Raw genomic sequence first — 13,351 nt, forward strand, 5'->3', positions numbered from 1 at the left:
GGCATGGCTATGTCACGCGGCGGCGAGGTCACGATCCGCGACCTGTCGAAGTCTTTCAGCATTGCCGGACGGCAGCTTGCCGTGCTGCGCTCGCTCAACCTCGACATCCGCTCCGGCGAATGCCTGGTCATCGTCGGGGCCAGCGGCTCCGGCAAGACGACGCTGCTGCGCATCCTTGCCGGGTTGGAGAGCGCCAACAACGGCACTGTCGCGATCGACGGCAGGCAAGTCGAGGGCGTCGGCGAGGAGCGGGCGGTGATCTTCCAGGAGCCGAGGCTGCTGCCCTGGCTGACCGTGCTTGGCAACGTTGCCTTCGGCCTCGAAGTGCGCGGCGTGGCGAAGGCGCAAGCCGAGGAGAGGGCGCGCTTCTACATCGCGCTGGTCGGCCTTGCCGAATTCGCAGACGCCTATCCGCGGCAGCTGTCCGGTGGCATGGCGCAGCGCGTCGGCATCGCACGGGCGTTGACCGTGCAGCCGGAGATCCTGCTGCTCGACGAGCCGCTGGGGGCGCTCGACGCCATGACCAAGATTTCGATGCAGGAAGAGCTGGCGCGCATCTGGAGCGAAGAGAACGTCACCATGGTCATGGTTACGCATGACCTGGAGGAGGCGATCTACCTCGCCGACAGGGTGCTGATCTTGCCCAGGGAGAAGGGCGGCGCTGCCCGGCTGATCGATATCGACCTGCCGCGGCCGCGCGAGCGCAGCGAAAGCCGCTTCGTGCGCTACCGCGAGGAATTGCTGCGCGAGTTCGGCCTACACTGAGGTGTGTTGATATTCAGGTGATGCCAGTCCGACTTGAATTCTCAGTACACCTCAGGCGTCCGCCGCCTGGCCAGCGCTTAAAGCGTTGCGCAGCGCCTGGATTTTCCGGTTCAGGCCGTCGAACTCGGCAAGCGTCATGCCGGAGCGCTCGATCAGGGTCTCGTTCAGGCAGTTGCATTGGGTAAGCAGCGCGCGACCTTCGGAGGTCAGGTCGACCTGCACCTGGCGCTCGTCGGTCTGGCTGCGCTGGCGTGTGACCAGGCCAGCCTGTTCCATGCGCTTCACGAGCGGCGTGATGGTGCTCGATTCCAAAGCGAGCCGGTGCGCGATGCTGCCGACCGACATGCCGTCCGCCTCGCCCAGCGCATTGAGAACCAGATATTGCGGATAGGTGATCCCCATCTCGTCCAGCATCGGCTTGTAGGTGCGATTGATCGCCATTGAGGTGGCATAGAGCGTGAAGCAAAGCTGATTGTCCAACGGGAGGGGCACGGCGCATTCCTTTTGCCGACTGAGCATTATTGCATACTACGAAAAAAGATATCGCGATACATATTTTTGTAGACATGGGTTCCGTGCTTCGGTACGAAGATAATTATCGCGATATTGTTTATCGCGGCATCAACAGAAGGAGATTGAGATGACCTCGCAGACCAAGTCAGGCTCGGGCAGCGGCACGATCACCACCAAGGACGGAACGCAGATCTTCTACAAGGACTGGGGGACGGGTCAGCCGATCGTCTTCCATCATGGCTGGCCGCTGAGCAGCGACGACTGGGACGCGCAGATGCTGTTCTTCCTGGAAAGAGGCTACCGCGTCATTGCCCATGACCGCCGCGGCCACGGCCGCTCGACGCAGACCGACACCGGCAACGAGATGGACACCTACGCCGCCGATGTCGCGGAACTTGCGGCGCATCTAGACCTCAAGGACGCCATCCATGTCGGCCACTCGACCGGTGGTGGCGAGGTAGCGCGCTATGTCGCCAAGTACGGCTCAGGCGGCCGCGTCGCCAAGGCGGTGCTGATCGGCGCGGTGCCGCCGATCATGGTCAAGACCCCGGCCAATCCCGGTGGCCTGCCGATTGAGGTGTTCGATGGTTTCCGCTCCGCCCAGGCAGCCAACCGGGCCCAGTTCTTCCACGATGTTGCGGCCGGCCCGTTCTACGGCTTCAACCGTCCCGGCGCCGAAGTCTCGAAAGCGGTGGTCGAGAATTGGTGGCGCCAGGGCATGATGGGCGGCACCAAGGCGCATTATGATTGCATCAAGGCCTTCTCGGAAACCGACTTCACCGACGATCTGAGGGCAATCGAGGTGCCTGTGCTGGTCCTTCATGGCGATGACGACCAGATCGTTCCGATCGCGGACTCCGCGTTGCTGTCGATCAAGCTGCTCAAGAAGGGCGAGCTGAAGATCTATAAGGGTTTTCCGCACGGCATGGCGACGACCCACGCGGATGTCATCAACGCCGACCTGCTGGCCTTCTTCAAGGCCTAGTATCGCCCAGTAAATAGTCAGAAGGCACCCGCCGGCTGGCGGGTGCCTTTTCGTATGTGTCCAGGCTTGGCAGGTTCAAGCCGGCGCCCCGGCCTTCCGCGCTTCCTTCATGTTGGGCAGGAAGACCGTCAGCAGGCCGAGGAAGGGCAGATACGAGCAGATCTGGAAAACGAAGTCGATGCCCTTCATGTCGGCGACGACGCCGAGCACGGCAGCGGCGATGCCGCCCATGCCGAAGGCGAAGCCGAAGAAGATGCCGGCGATCGTGCCGACACGCCCCGGCACCAGTTCTTGCGCAAACACCACGATGTTGGAGAAGGCCGACGACAGGATCAGACCGATCAGCACTGTCAGCACCATCGTCCACTCCAGATTGGCGTAGGGCAGGGCGAGCGTGAAGGGCAGCACGCCGACGATCGAGAACCAGATCATCGCCTTCTGTCCGTAGCGGTCGCCGAACGGACCGCCGAGCAGAATGCCCAACGCCGAGGCGCCGAGGAACAGGAACAGCATGACCTGGCTTGTCTGCACCGAAACGCCGAATTTATGGATGGAGTAGAAGGTGTAGTAGCTGGAGAGCGAGGCGATGTAGGCGTTCTTGGTCAGCACCAGCAGCGTCAGCACGGCAAGTGCCGCCATCACCTTCTTGCGCGGGAAGGGCGACACGTGAGCGACCTGCTTGCGCGTGGCCATCGAGGCACGCATGCGGCTGTACCATCCGCCGACCTGCCAAAGAACGAAGATGCCGATCAGAGAACCGACGGCGAACCAGGAAATGCTGGTCTGGCCGAACGGCACGACGATGAAGGCGGCGAGCAGCGGGCCCATCGACTGGCCGAAATTGCCGCCGACCTGGAACAGCGATTGCGCCAGACCGAAGCGCCCTCCCGAGGCAAAGCGGGCAATGCGCGAGGATTCCGGATGGAAGATCGCCGAGCCGATGCCGATCAGCGAGGCGCCGACCAGAAGCAGCACATAGTGGCCGGCATAAGCCAGCACGATCAGGCCGATCAGCGACGAAGCCATGCCGCAAGGCAAGGAATAAGGCATCGGCCGCTTGTCGGTGACCATGCCGATGATCGGCTGCAGCAGCGAAGCCGTTACCTGGAAGGTGAACGTCAAAAGACCAATCTGCCAGAAATCGAGACCGTAATTCTCCTTCAGCAGCGGATAGATCGCCGGCAGCAGCGACTGCATGATGTCGTTGATGCCGTGGCAGAAGCTCACCGCCAGGATGACGGTGAACGCGGTCGCCTGGGCCGAGGGGAGGCTGGCGGGCGCCGGCGGCGCGATGCTAGTGGCTGTCGTGTCGGTCAAGGCAGGCTCCGTGGTCTTTTTGGCGGGTGTTTCCCGCAGGCAGTCTGGCGGACGCTCCTGCGGCCGCCTTAGGGACGGTTGCCTTATAAGCCGCTTGCCGCGCGACTTCTTTCGTGGTTTGGTCCAATAGTTTCGCAAGTGGGCCATAGCGATGCCACATGGCAGGGACATCTTTCGCGTCGGCAATGCCGATCTCGGCCAATTGCACGAGAGCCGCTGGCAATGGCTGGAGGAGGTCGCCGGGCCAGCGGTGGCGCTGCCGACAGAGTATCCGGACGGCTACCACGTGCCGCAGCACCGCCACAGCCGCAGCCAATTGCTGCACGCTCTGGTTGGCGTGGTGCTGGTGACGACCAGGCATGGGCGCTGGATGGTGCCCCCGACCACGCGATGTGGATTCCGCCGGCATCGAGCATTCGGTCGAAATGCTGGGCGATGTCTCGATGCGCTCGGTCTATGTCATGCCGGGCGCTATCCCCGGGCTGCCGGAAGGTTTGCGCGTGGTCGGGATTACCGATCTGATGCATAGCCTGATCGTCGAATCGGAAAAGCTGCCGCAAGGCGGCGAGCTGGAAGGGCGCGGCGGGTTGATCATGAACCTCTTGCTGCACGAGATCCCGACCCTGCCGGAACGGCCGCTCGGCCTGCCGTTCCCGTCCGATCCGAAGCTGGCGGCGCTGTGCCGGCGCTTTGTCGCGGCACCCTCGCCGCATGCGACGATCGATGACTGGGCGGACGCCGCGGGCATGAGCCGTCGCTCCTTTACCCGCGCCTTCCACCGCCAGACCGGGCTGTCGCTGTCGACGTGGCGCCAGCAGGCCTGCCTGTTCGCGGCCTTGCCGAGGCTCGCCGATGGCGAGCCGATCACCCGGGTGGCGCTCGATCTCGGCTATGACAGCGTGCCGGCCTTCATCACCATGTTCAAGCGCATGCTCGGAGCCTCGCCGCGCGGCTATATGCGCGGCGCGCGCGATACCGGTGGAAACCTGCGCCGGATAGGTGGCCCCGCCGCCGCTTGAGGGTTAAGCAAGCGTCGACGAAATTTGGTGCGTCTCCGCGATAACTGATTGCGAAATGCAATCAGTTATGCTCTTTTTGTGATGCGACAAACGGAGCGACCCGATGGCCAGGATCGTCTATGCCATGCTGACCTCACTCGACGGCTACATTGCCGGGCCGAGCGGCGGCATCGACTTGCCGATACCCGAAGAGGAACTGCACCGGCATTTCAACGACGAGATGAGACGGACATCGATCGCGCTCTGCGGGCGCAGGATGTATGAAATCATGCGCTTCTGGGACAGCCCCGAGCGAGACACTGCCCCTGACGAGGTCGAGTGGGATTTTGCCCACGCCTGGCAAGAGACGCCGAAGATCGTGTTTTCGACCACGCTTGAAGAGGTTGGGCCCAACGCCCGGCTGATGAAGGGCGATGTCGAGACGACGGCAAGGTCGCTGAAGTCGGAAACGGACGGTGAAATTTCCGTCTCCGGCGCCGAGCTTGCCGCGCATCTCGCACGCGCTGGTCTGATCGACGATACCGGCTCTATGTGCACCCTATGGTGCTTGGTGGCGGCAAGCCGTATTTCCAGGCCGGCCTGTCGCTGACCTTGAAACCGCTTGGCACGCACAACCTTACGCAGGGCGTGACGCTGCTGCGCTACGCGCCGGCCATAACCTAATCGAACAGGCTCGACACAGACTCTTCGGTCGCGGTGCGCGAGATCGCTTCGCCCATCAGGTCGGCGATCGAGATGACGCGGATGTTCGGAGCGTCGAGCACGCCCTGCGTCGGCTGGATGGAATCGGTGATCACCAGCTCCTGCAGCTTGGAGCCGGCGATGCGGGCAACCGCACCGCCCGACAGCACGCCATGGGTGATGTAGGCGGTGACGCTGGTCGCGCCGTTGGCGAGCAGCGCATCGGCGGCGTTGCACAGCGTGCCGCCGGAATCGACGATGTCGTCGATCAACAGGCAATCCTTACCGGCAACCGCGCCGATGATGTTCATCACCTCGGATTCGCCAGGACGTTCGCGACGCTTGTCGACGATGGCGAGCTGTGCGTCGAAGCGTTTGGCCAAAGCGCGCGCGCACCACGCCGCCAATGTCCGGCGAGACGACGACGACATTGCCGAGCTGTTTGTATTTGGCCTTCACATCGCGCGCCATCACCGGCACCGAGAACAGATTGTCGGTCGGAATGTCGAAGAAGCCCTGGATCTGGCCGGCATGGAGATCTAGCGTCAGCACGCGGTCGGCGCCGGCCCGGGTGATCATGTTGGCGACCAGCTTGGCCGAGATCGGCGTGCGGCCGGAAGCGCGGCGATCCTGCCTGGCATAGCCGAAATAAGGGATGACCGCCGTGATGCGCTTGGCCGAGGAGCGCATGAAGGCGTCCATCATGATGAGGAGTTCCATCAGATGATCATTGGTCGGATAAGAGGTCGACTGCAGGATGAAGACATCCTCGCCGCGCACATTTTCCTGGATCTCGACGAAGATTTCCTGGTCGGCGAAGCGCCTGACGCTGGCCTTCCCCAGCGGGATGTTGAGATAGCGAGCGACCGCCTCGGCCAGCACCCGGTTGGAATTGCCCGCGAAAAGCTTCATGCACCGTTCCTGGTGAAGGAGTGAGAGACGGGAGAGACTCTCATGAGCCTTTTAAGCGGGCTTTTAGCGGTCCGCGCCGGTATTGCAAGCCTCGTGAGCGCGAATCCTTCAGGCGACCGCAACAAACGTGGAAAACATCGCAAGCCGGCAACAGTTCACTAGACCAGCGGTTCCTCAGCCGGCGCGGCCGGTGGCCAGCCAGGCGGCGAACTGGTCGATCGTCTGGTCGGCAATCGACTGCATGGTCGCTGGCGCCACGGTCGGCCAGCCTTCGCCGCTGCTGGCGGACGGCGCCTTCTGCTGGCCGTTGATGCGATGCAGGCGGTTGCCTGACGGGTCGTAGACGTCCCAGACATAGATGACGGTGGTGTCCTTGCCTTCCGACATCGTCGAGAAATAGCCCTTCAGCACATGGGTCGCCGTCTGGTCAGAGCTGCCGACAAGCGTCAGGCCGCGCTGCTTGGCGCGTGTCTGCAGTTCGGCCGTCAACGGTCCGGCGGCTTCGACTGGGGCGCCGACGATCGGCGCCACCTGCAGCCGGGTCCTCGCCAGAACAGCGGTCTGGGCCGGCGTCGCCGAGGTCGATGCGCCCGGAGTGGGCACAGGAGCCGGAGAGGTCGCGGTCGGGGACGTGGCGGCCGATGTCGTGCCTTGCGTGGCCGGCAAGGTCTGAGCCGAAGTTGCAGGTGGCGTGATGGCCGAAGGTTCCAGCACGTCCTTGGCGTTGGTGCAGGCTGCGAGCACCAAGGCCGCGAGCAATGACACGGTCGTCGCTTGCGATCGTCTCATCTGCCCGAAAACTCCATGGTGGCGACGCCCCCGCGTGAACCAACCATTATGGATTCACTGCACGATCAAGTCGAGATCATGGCGTGACAGCGGCTTGGGCACCGATTCCGTTGTGAGATAGGTGCGGCCAAGGGTCATGGCCGTCTCGGTCTCGGAGTCCATGATGATCATATGCGCGAACAGCGTCATGTTGGGCGCGATCGGTTCGGTGTTGCCCTGGTAGAACATCGGCATGTCCATCCAGGACGGCGTGAAGCGGGCGCCAACCGAATAGCCGCAGGCGTTCAACCGGTGCTTGGTCAGATTATGCGCTTCGAGCGTGCGGGCATGCGCGTCGAAGACATCGCCGAAGGTGTTGCCGGGCACCATCGCCTTTTCGACCGCCAGCAAGGCGGCGCGGGACGCGTCGAACAGTTCCTGGTGGCGCTTCGACACTTTGCCGGTCAGCACGGTGCGCATCATCGGCGCATGGTAGTGATGGAAGACGCCCGCCCATTCGAGCGTCAGCTGGTCATTCTTGTTGAGTTTGCGCCGGCCGGCCTTGTAGCGGCAGAGCAAGGCATCGACGCCCGAACCGATGATGTATTCGTTGGCGGGATAGTCGCCGCCGCCGGCAAAGACCGCGCCCTGCATGGCGGCGAGGATAAGGCCTTCGTCGCCGCCTTGTTTGATCAGTGGCAAGGCGGCATCCAGCGCGTCATCGGAAAGATTCGCGGCCTTTTCCGCCTTGGCGATCTCGGCCGGGCTCTTGAACAGCCGCAACCGGCCGACGATGCCTGAGGCATCGGCGATCTGGCCAAACGTCTGCAACTGCTCGTCGAGGCGACGGCCGTTATAGGCCGTCAAGCCGTGGGTGTCATACTCGACACCGATGCGGGCGCCGAGCAGGTTGAGATCGTTGAGCAGGTTGCGCAGGTCGATCGCCGGATTGGCGCCCTGGCGGTCGGTCCACAAGATGATGTTGTCGATGGTCGAGGTGTGGCGCGCCTGTCTCAGATCGGCCGAGCGGGTGAGCAGCACCATTGAGCCGTCGGCCTTCACCACCAGGCATTGGAAGAAGCAGAAGCCGAAGGTGTCGTAGCCGGTCAGCCAGTACATGCTCTCCTGTGCGAAGAGCAGCACGGCGTCGAGCTTCTTTTCGGCCATCTCGATCAGCAGCCGGTCGCGCCGCGCGTCATATTCCGATCGTTCGAAATGCAGCGCCATTATTCTTTCTCCAGAACGATTGCCGAAACCTGGCGTCCATAATCCGCTTCCTTGCGGTGGGTGGTGCGCCGGTAGGAATAAAAAAGATATTCTTCCGCGTAAGTGCAGCGGCCGAGGCCTTCGGCGGTCACGCCGGCCTTAAGCAGCCGGTCGACCGTATATTGGTTGAGATCGAACATCGAGTGTGCGGGATTAACCGACTGCTCGAAATAGCGTTCGTTACCGGCGTCGGCCTCGACGAAGCGAGCGACGAATTCCGGCCCGACCTCGTAATTGCGGGGCCCGATGGAAGGGCCAAGCACGGCGACGATGCGCTCGCGCCGCGCGCCCAGGCCCTCCATGGCGGCAATTGTGTTTTCGAGCACGCCGGTGAAAGCGCCTTTCCAGCCGGCATGGGCGGCGCCGATGATGCGCGCCTCGGCATCGGCAAACAGCACCGGGCCGCAATCGGCCGTCGAGGCGCCGATGGCGATGCCTGGACGGTCGGTGACGATGGCGTCGGCCTTGGGGCGAGGGGCCGCAAAAGGCTCCCTGGCGATGACGACGTCGGGCGAATGGACCTGGTGCGCGGTGAGCAGATGGCCGGCGGCCACGCCCATCCAGTCGGCAACGCGGCGCCGGTTCTCGGCCACCAGCGTCTGGTCGTCGCTTGAGCCGGTGCCGATGTTGAGGCCCTGATAGATTCCGCCGGAGACGCCGCCAACGCGGGTGAAATAACCATGGCGGATGCCTTGTATCCTTTCCAGGAGGGGCGAGCGCACTGGATCGGGTCTGGTCTGATTCAGCATGGGTGGGTTTGTCGTCCGCGCAAGGCGGGTTCGTCAAGGCGAAGTTCGGGCGAGGGACCGGGCCAGGCCAAGTTGCCGTCAGGCTCGGTTCACGGCGGGCCGATCTTCAGCACCTTGAACAGGTCACCCATGGCATTGGGGCCGGCCAGGCGCTCGACCGCATCGGCAATGGCTTGCCGGGCCTGGTCATCGGCATTGGCGCCCAGCGCGCCAGCGCGTTCGATCAGGCCCATGCCAAGCAGGAACTCGCCTTGCGTCGTCATCTGGGCATCGAGCCCATGGGAGCGGACTGCGGTGGCGAGGGCTGCGAAATCGACATGGGAGGTGAGATCGGCCGCGCCGGGATTGGCCAGCACGTCCTCATGCCGATGCCTGCGTAAGGCCTGCAAGGTGTCGCCGATGCCCTGTTGCAGATGACCATAGTCGATGAAAAGACCCGCGCCGCCCTGGGCGGCAATACGCTCGGCAATCGCCGCCATCAGCGCCGAACGGGCTGGCGCCACCTCGGCAATGGCGCCTTCGGGTGCGTCCGAGGCATCGTCGGGCAGCAGCGCCGGGTCGACGGACCCCGCGCCGGCGAAGAAGCGCAGGTCGTCATTGTCGTCGAGGCCGATCATCCGTTCGCGCCAGCTTCCGCCGGCATGCACGAACTGCCGGATCGGCACGGCGTCGAACAGTTCGTTGCCGACGATGAACAGCGGCTGCCGCGGTAGCGTGTCGATGGTCTGGTGCCACGCCAATTCGGTGCTCTGGCCGGCAAGTGTGGCGCGCTGGATTTCGGCAAGGCGTGGACTGGTCTCGACCATGGCAAAGGACGTCCCGGCGAGGATCTCAGGATCGATCCGCGACCAGGTGCGCAGCATGTCCTTCATCAACGTGCCACGTCCAGGGCCGATCTCGGCAAACGTCGCGGGCTGCGGCCGGCCGGCATCTTGCCATGCGCGGTAAAGCCAGACGGCGACAAGCTCGCCGAACATCTGGCTGATCTCGGGCGCGGTGATGAAGTCGCCCGAGGCGCCAAAGGGTTCGCGCGTCGTGTAATAGCCGTCGTCGGGATCAAACAGGCAGAGCGCCATATATTCGCTGACCGGGATCGGCCCCGCTGCGCCGATCAGGCCTGTGATGCGCTCCTTCAGCCGGGTCATGCCGCCTGCGACTGTGTCACCGGCTTCGCGGTGGCCATGGCCCAGATGCCGGCCAACACCATCGGCGTCGACAGGATCATGCCCATGGTCAGCCAGTTGGTGCCGAGCAGGTAGCCGAGTTGCTGATCCGGCTCGCGGAAAAACTCGACGAAGATGCGCGACAGGCCGTAGCCGCAGATAAAGGCGCCGCCGACAAAGCGCGGCGTCTTCAATTTGAGACGCGAGTGGGTGAAGAAGCGCAACACCAGGAACAGCACGAGGCCTTCGAGCAGCGCTTCGTAGATCTGGCTGGGGTGGCGTGTGAACGGGCCGCCATTGGGGAATTCGATCGCCCACGGCACGTTCGAAGGCCGGCCCCAGAGTTCTGAATTGATGAAATTGGCAACGCGCACCAGGCCAAGCCCGACCGGCACGCCTGCCGACACAACGTCAAACAAGGTCCAGGTGAGGATGCCGCGCTTGAGCGAGAACAGCGTCATGGCGAGGATGACGCCGAGCAGGCCGCCATGGAACGACATGCCGCCCTGCCAGACGGCGAAGATGTCGAGCGGATGCGCGATATAGCGAGGCAGGTCGTAAAACAGCACGTAGCCGGTGCGCCCGCCGAGCACCACGCCGATCGCCGCCCAGACGATGAAATCGTCGAGATCTTCCGGCTTCATCGGCAGGGCGCCGTTCGGCCAGAGCCTGGAATTGGTGACGAGGCGCTTGGCATACCACCAGGCAAAAAGAATGCCGACGATGTAGCCGACGCCATACCAGTGCACCGCCAATGGCCCGATTTGAACGATAACCGGATTGATGTTGGGGAAAGGCAGGGAGGCCAGCGGCAGCAGGAAATATTCGCTCAAACTGGGGTCTCCCGGTTGCGGTCGTCTATCGGGCGCGGACCATGCGGCAGGGTTTTGGCAGGGTCAAGGCAAGGTCGTGGTTGCCTTCACCTTCGCAGGTGCGGTCTCAAGCCTGGGGTCTGCCGGCGACAATTTGCCTTAAAGCGTCGTTGATCCTGTCCTGCCAGCCGGGACCATCTTCCTGGAAGTGGTCCAGCACGGCGCGATCGATCCTGATCGAAACGAGCTCCCTGACGTTCGGTGCGGCAGCGGCCTCGCGAATGGGAGCTGCAGGTTTCTTGACCGGCTTGAAGGCGGCTTCTGCGGCCGCCATCGGATTTGTCGGTCGGCGCGGGGGCGTTGCCATTGGTTGATCCCAAGTGAGAGTGGCTCATGCTTGACGCAAGTCGCGACGAAAACGCCACAATAGGCGACTTGGTGACATCTCGTATAGGAGGAGGTCTCGAAAGCGAGTTGCAATCGCGGGAGCCTCCCGCAGAGTCAAGCGTGCCTAGGTTGGCGACTTCTTGGTCTCTGCCAATGCCTCGTACTTGGCTTCCAGCCGATCAAACACATCTTCGGCTGGTTTGACCCGCTCTGCGTCGGCATCGCTGACGCCTCGGGTAAGCGCCTTGTCGAGTGCTGCAAGACGCCGGTTTGAATTCGCGTTTATAGCCACAGAAGACCCCCGTCGAATGCTCTTGCTCTGATTGTACCAGCCAAGTCAGATTGTATCCGACTTGATGACGCATCAACCCTCAACGTTCTTGCATTCCGCCTCGCACGCCACTACGTCAAAATGACTAAAGCCGAGGATTTGCCATGTCGACCGGACCGAACCGCATTCTCGATGAATTCGCCAAGCTGATGACCGATGCGGCGGGTGCCGCCCAAGGCGTCCGGCGGGAGATGGAGACGGCGTTCCGGGCCCAGGCGGAGCGCCTGCTCAACTCCATGGACGTGGTTCAGCGCGAGGAGTTCGAGGCGGCGCGCGAGATGGCCGTCAAGGCACGCGAAGACAACATCCAATTGGCGGCGCGCGTCGAGGCGCTCGAGGCCAGGCTCGCCGAATTGACCGGGCAGGCCGCACCGGCGGGTGCCGCGAAGCCCCGCGCAAAAAAATAATCGTTAAACTTTTCCACATAGCGCGATCCGAAAAATCGCTTTGCCGTGAATCGTTTACCGGCATTGCATGAATCTTTGTGACAGCGGCTTTCCACATGCGAATGACGCAGTGCGAAAAATTGGGCTGTTCACGCGACTCCCGATCAATAGACTGAATTTGTTGCATGATTCGGAGTAGGGTCATGCGCCGGGCGGTGGGATCCGGTTGGGGTCTTTTCGTTGGAAAGTCCTGACCGTCCGAGTTTCTAGACAGATTGTTCGTCGTGTGTGCCCCGCGGAGCGTGTGGCGCTCCCCTGAACACAGGAAGCATTTATGGAACTCCTCGAACTCGAAATATCCCGCGAAATCCACCCGGTGGACGTCATCGAGCAGGTGGCTCACAACAACGACTGGTCCTTCGAGCGTGCCGGCGACGACGAGATTTCGATTTCCGTGGTTGGCAGTTGGACCGACTATCACGTCTCCTTCTCCTGGATGGAGGATTTCGAGGCGCTGCACCTAGCGTGTGCCTTCGACATCAAAGTGCCGGAGACGCGCGCGCTGGAAGTGATGCGGCTGTTGTCGCTGATCAACGAACAGATGCTGTTCGGCCATTTCGACCTGTGGGAGCAGGAAGGCGCGATCATGTTCCGCCAGTCGCTGCTGCTCGCCGGCGGGGTCGAGCCGTCGAGCCAGCAGGTCGAGGTGCTTTTGTCCTCGGCGCTCGAAGCCTGCGAATGCTATTTCCAGGCCTTCCAGTTCGTCGTCTGGTCTGGCACCTCGGCCAAGGACGCGCTGTCCAGCGTGCTGTTCGAAACGCACGGAAACGCCTGAGCACAGTTAGCGATGAGTTCGAGCAACGAGCGCAAGCCGAAGATCAGCTTTGCCGATTTCGATCGTGTCGACATCCGCGCCGGCACGATTATCGAGGCCGAGCCGTTTCCGGAGGCGCGCAAGCCGGCGTTCAAACTCAAGATCGATTTCGGTCCGGACATCGGGGTGAAGAAATCGTCGGCGCAGATCACCAAATATTATGCGCCGGAAACGCTTATAGGCCGCCAGGTCTTCGCGGTCGTCAATTTCCCGCCGCGCCAGATCGGTCCGTTCATGTCGGAAGTGCTGACGCTCGGTTTTCCGGATGAGGAGGGCGCCGTGGTGCTCGGCGCCATCGAGCGCAAGGTGCCGAACGGCGGACACTTGTTCTGATCAGGAAAGGCGCGGCTGGCAGCCCTGTTTTCACATCTGGCCCATGAAGTCGATCCCTTCGTTCGGGAGGATTGCGCGTGTCGGGGCGCG

Annotated in this window: 14 protein-coding genes and 2 pseudogenes; 7 read left to right on the forward strand and 9 right to left on the reverse strand. The window is 62.8% G+C overall.

Annotated features, from left to right (window positions below; genetic code table 11):
• Nucleotides 1-3: 3 nt before the first annotated feature.
• On the forward strand, nt 4-765 hold the full coding sequence (locus tag ACVDG8_RS28295; protein ID WP_447251386.1) for an ABC transporter ATP-binding protein: 762 nt from the start codon (nt 4-6) through the stop codon (nt 763-765).
• A gap of 51 nt (nt 766-816) precedes the next feature.
• Here ACVDG8_RS28295 and ACVDG8_RS28300 read toward each other — a convergent pair whose 3' ends face one another.
• Nucleotides 817-1,257, reverse strand: a complete 441-nt coding sequence (locus ACVDG8_RS28300) for a MarR family winged helix-turn-helix transcriptional regulator (protein WP_447251387.1) — start codon at nt 1,255-1,257, stop codon at nt 817-819.
• A 148-nt stretch (nt 1,258-1,405) separates the two neighbouring features.
• Here ACVDG8_RS28300 and ACVDG8_RS28305 point away from each other — a divergent pair, with 148 nt between their 5' ends.
• Nucleotides 1,406-2,263 (forward strand): alpha/beta fold hydrolase, encoded by an 858-nt coding sequence (locus ACVDG8_RS28305; RefSeq protein ID WP_447251388.1) that lies wholly within the window; start codon nt 1,406-1,408, stop codon nt 2,261-2,263.
• Between the two features lie 75 nt (nt 2,264-2,338).
• On the opposite strand, the gene ACVDG8_RS28310 is transcribed toward ACVDG8_RS28305, so the two are convergent.
• Nucleotides 2,339-3,580, reverse strand: coding sequence for an MFS transporter (locus ACVDG8_RS28310; protein WP_447251389.1), 1,242 nt, complete (start codon nt 3,578-3,580; stop codon nt 2,339-2,341).
• 151 nt (nt 3,581-3,731) lie between these two features.
• Here ACVDG8_RS28310 and ACVDG8_RS28315 point away from each other — a divergent pair.
• Both ACVDG8_RS28315 and ACVDG8_RS28320 read left to right on the forward strand, forming a co-directional pair.
• A pseudogene (locus tag ACVDG8_RS28315) lies at nt 3,732-4,599 on the forward strand (AraC family transcriptional regulator).
• A 103-nt stretch (nt 4,600-4,702) separates the two neighbouring features.
• Nucleotides 4,703-5,188 carry a dihydrofolate reductase family protein gene (locus ACVDG8_RS28320; RefSeq protein ID WP_447251391.1) on the forward strand — a complete coding sequence of 162 codons (486 nt, stop codon included), beginning with the start codon at nt 4,703-4,705 and terminating at the stop codon, nt 5,186-5,188.
• Between the two features lie 70 nt (nt 5,189-5,258).
• Here the strand turns inward: ACVDG8_RS28320 and ACVDG8_RS28325 are convergent.
• The 7 genes and pseudogenes from ACVDG8_RS28325 to ACVDG8_RS28355 form a co-directional block, all read right to left on the reverse strand.
• Nucleotides 5,259-6,192 (reverse strand): annotated as a pseudogene (locus ACVDG8_RS28325) (ribose-phosphate pyrophosphokinase).
• Between the two features lie 174 nt (nt 6,193-6,366).
• Nucleotides 6,367-6,981 carry a hypothetical protein gene (locus ACVDG8_RS28330; RefSeq protein WP_447251392.1) on the reverse strand — a complete coding sequence of 205 codons (615 nt, stop codon included), beginning with the start codon at nt 6,979-6,981 and terminating at the stop codon, nt 6,367-6,369.
• 54 nt (nt 6,982-7,035) lie between these two features.
• Nucleotides 7,036-8,187, reverse strand: coding sequence for a M24 family metallopeptidase (locus ACVDG8_RS28335; protein ID WP_447251393.1), 1,152 nt, complete (start codon nt 8,185-8,187; stop codon nt 7,036-7,038).
• Nucleotides 8,187-8,975, reverse strand: coding sequence for a peptidoglycan editing factor PgeF (gene pgeF, locus ACVDG8_RS28340; RefSeq protein ID WP_447251394.1), 789 nt, complete (start codon nt 8,973-8,975; stop codon nt 8,187-8,189). The genes ACVDG8_RS28335 and pgeF overlap by 1 nt, the downstream gene beginning before the upstream one ends.
• Before the next feature lie 89 nt (nt 8,976-9,064).
• Nucleotides 9,065-10,120: a class I SAM-dependent methyltransferase gene (locus ACVDG8_RS28345; protein WP_447251395.1), complete on the reverse strand. Its 1,056-nt coding sequence runs from the start codon at nt 10,118-10,120 to the stop codon at nt 9,065-9,067.
• Nucleotides 10,117-10,971 (reverse strand): prolipoprotein diacylglyceryl transferase, encoded by an 855-nt coding sequence (gene lgt, locus ACVDG8_RS28350; RefSeq protein ID WP_447251396.1) that lies wholly within the window; start codon nt 10,969-10,971, stop codon nt 10,117-10,119. The genes ACVDG8_RS28345 and lgt overlap by 4 nt, the downstream gene beginning before the upstream one ends.
• Before the next feature lie 106 nt (nt 10,972-11,077).
• A complete protein-coding gene (locus tag ACVDG8_RS28355; protein ID WP_447251397.1) occupies nt 11,078-11,317 on the reverse strand; it encodes a BrnA antitoxin family protein in 240 nt (79 codons plus the stop codon).
• Between the two features lie 455 nt (nt 11,318-11,772).
• Here ACVDG8_RS28355 and ACVDG8_RS28360 point away from each other — a divergent pair, with 455 nt between their 5' ends.
• The 3 genes from ACVDG8_RS28360 to ACVDG8_RS28370 all read left to right on the forward strand — a co-directional run bounded on the left by ACVDG8_RS28360 (nt 11,773) and on the right by ACVDG8_RS28370 (nt 13,261).
• On the forward strand, nt 11,773-12,075 hold the full coding sequence (locus tag ACVDG8_RS28360; protein ID WP_447251398.1) for an accessory factor UbiK family protein: 303 nt from the start codon (nt 11,773-11,775) through the stop codon (nt 12,073-12,075).
• Nucleotides 12,076-12,388: 313 nt separating this feature from the next.
• Nucleotides 12,389-12,889, forward strand: a complete 501-nt coding sequence (locus ACVDG8_RS28365) for a YbjN domain-containing protein (RefSeq protein ID WP_447251399.1) — start codon at nt 12,389-12,391, stop codon at nt 12,887-12,889.
• Nucleotides 12,890-12,901: 12 nt separating this feature from the next.
• A complete protein-coding gene (locus ACVDG8_RS28370; protein WP_447251400.1) occupies nt 12,902-13,261 on the forward strand; it encodes a tRNA-binding protein in 360 nt (119 codons plus the stop codon).
• Nucleotides 13,262-13,351: the final 90 nt, after the last annotated feature.

It is taken from the genome of Mesorhizobium sp. ORM8.1 (genome assembly GCF_053005525.2).

Coding starts and splice junctions, on each gene's coding strand:
- ACVDG8_RS28370 (WP_447251400.1), top strand. CDS start 12,902: ATGAGTTCGAGCAACGAGCGCAAGCCGAAGATCAGCTTTGCCGATTTC.
- ACVDG8_RS28335 (WP_447251393.1), bottom strand. CDS start 8,187: ATGGCGCTGCATTTCGAACGATCGGAATATGACGCGCGGCGCGACCGG.
- ACVDG8_RS28355 (WP_447251397.1), bottom strand. CDS start 11,317: ATGGCAACGCCCCCGCGCCGACCGACAAATCCGATGGCGGCCGCAGAA.
- ACVDG8_RS28365 (WP_447251399.1), top strand. CDS start 12,389: ATGGAACTCCTCGAACTCGAAATATCCCGCGAAATCCACCCGGTGGAC.
- ACVDG8_RS28330 (WP_447251392.1), bottom strand. CDS start 6,981: ATGAGACGATCGCAAGCGACGACCGTGTCATTGCTCGCGGCCTTGGTG.
- ACVDG8_RS28295 (WP_447251386.1), top strand. CDS start 4: ATGGCTATGTCACGCGGCGGCGAGGTCACGATCCGCGACCTGTCGAAG.
- ACVDG8_RS28360 (WP_447251398.1), top strand. CDS start 11,773: ATGTCGACCGGACCGAACCGCATTCTCGATGAATTCGCCAAGCTGATG.
- ACVDG8_RS28305 (WP_447251388.1), top strand. CDS start 1,406: ATGACCTCGCAGACCAAGTCAGGCTCGGGCAGCGGCACGATCACCACC.
- ACVDG8_RS28320 (WP_447251391.1), top strand. CDS start 4,703: ATGGCCAGGATCGTCTATGCCATGCTGACCTCACTCGACGGCTACATT.
- pgeF (WP_447251394.1), bottom strand. CDS start 8,975: ATGCTGAATCAGACCAGACCCGATCCAGTGCGCTCGCCCCTCCTGGAA.
- ACVDG8_RS28345 (WP_447251395.1), bottom strand. CDS start 10,120: ATGACCCGGCTGAAGGAGCGCATCACAGGCCTGATCGGCGCAGCGGGG.